The 1,073-nt window shown below is 68.7% G+C and carries 3 protein-coding genes; all 3 read left to right on the top strand.

Annotated features, from left to right (window positions below):
* The first annotated feature begins 149 nt into the window (after positions 1-149).
* Complete coding sequence (locus K6I34_RS37345; RefSeq protein ID WP_229332452.1) at positions 150-395, top strand: CpXC domain-containing protein; 246 nt, start codon at positions 150-152, stop codon at positions 393-395.
* A 42-nt stretch (positions 396-437) separates the two neighbouring features.
* Positions 438-644 carry a hypothetical protein gene (locus K6I34_RS37350; protein WP_229332453.1) on the top strand — a complete coding sequence of 69 codons (207 nt, stop codon included), beginning with the start codon at positions 438-440 and terminating at the stop codon, positions 642-644.
* Positions 645-914: 270 nt separating this feature from the next.
* Positions 915-1,073, top strand: a 159-nt coding sequence (tatA, locus tag K6I34_RS37355) for a Sec-independent protein translocase subunit TatA (protein WP_229332454.1), incomplete at its 3' end; no start/stop codon positions are given.

Below are 1,073 nucleotides of genomic sequence, written 5' to 3' on the forward strand. Positions count from 1 at the left end.
CTCCGCCCCCGGACCCCCGCGCCTACTGGGGTGCCTCTTGGGGCCTGTTTGCGGCTGCGAGTGCGTTGTGGCTGGTCGCGCAGTTCCCCGCGCCCCTGACGGGGCGCAGCCCCGAAGGACAGCTAGTGGTACAGGAGGGCGGTAACCCTATGGGCGGGGTGGTTTTCAAGGCGGCTTGTCCTGATTGCAGGGCTTGCTTCGAGCTTGCCGCGCAGGCGCTGCGGCTCGCGATCGGCGGCAGCCGTCGTACGACGTTCTACTCCTTCACCTGCCCTGACTGCGGCGCGGCCGTCCGCAAGCCCGCGGGGGAGCGGATCGTCGAGCTGCTCACCGGCGGCGGGGTCCGGACGCTGCGGCTGCACTCCTCCGTTCAGTCACCGGTAGGCACAGGGTGACTCTTTTCGGCCATTCCGCCATCCCCCGATAGGCTCGCTCCCATGTTCTGGCCCATGCTCGCCATCGCTCTCGCCTTCTGCGGCATCGCCGTGCTCGGGGTGCTCGCCGTCCGGGTCTTCGTCGAGGTGCGGCGGCTGGCCCGGCAGGTGGCGGAGAGCTCGGCGCGGATCACCCGGGCCGCGGAGGAGCTGGAACGGGCCGCGACCCCGCTGGCGGGGCACACCGCGCAGACGTTCCGAAAGAACTGAAGCAACGGCGATCGCACCCGATCGGGCGGTGATCCGGCTCCGCCTCGGGAGTGACAGGCCCGGTCGCTGTGCCCTCCTGTGGTCCGGGCGCTGACGGTACGCTGTTTCGGGTGGCCCTGTTGATGAGGCGGAGGGCCGCTACCGGGCGTACGCGAGGGGCTTGCCCAGCGTTTACCCCTGCGCGTTACGATCGCTGCCGTACCGCTGGTGGACAAATGTCCGATCGGCAGTACCCAACCCCATGCCGCTTCGGTGAGAAGGTACACGCATATGTTCGGAAGGCTCGGCGCCCCCGAGATCATCCTCATCCTCGTCGTCGTTGTCCTGCTGTTCGGTGCGAAGAAGCTCCCGGACATGGCACGCTCCCTGGGCAAGTCCGCGCGCATCCTCAAGAGCGAGGCCAAGGCCATGAAGTCGGAAGGCCAGGAC

Origin of the sequence: Streptomyces sp. UNOC14_S4 (assembly GCF_020740835.1) — a bacterium.
GTDB lineage: Bacteria > Actinomycetota > Actinomycetes > Streptomycetales > Streptomycetaceae > Streptomyces.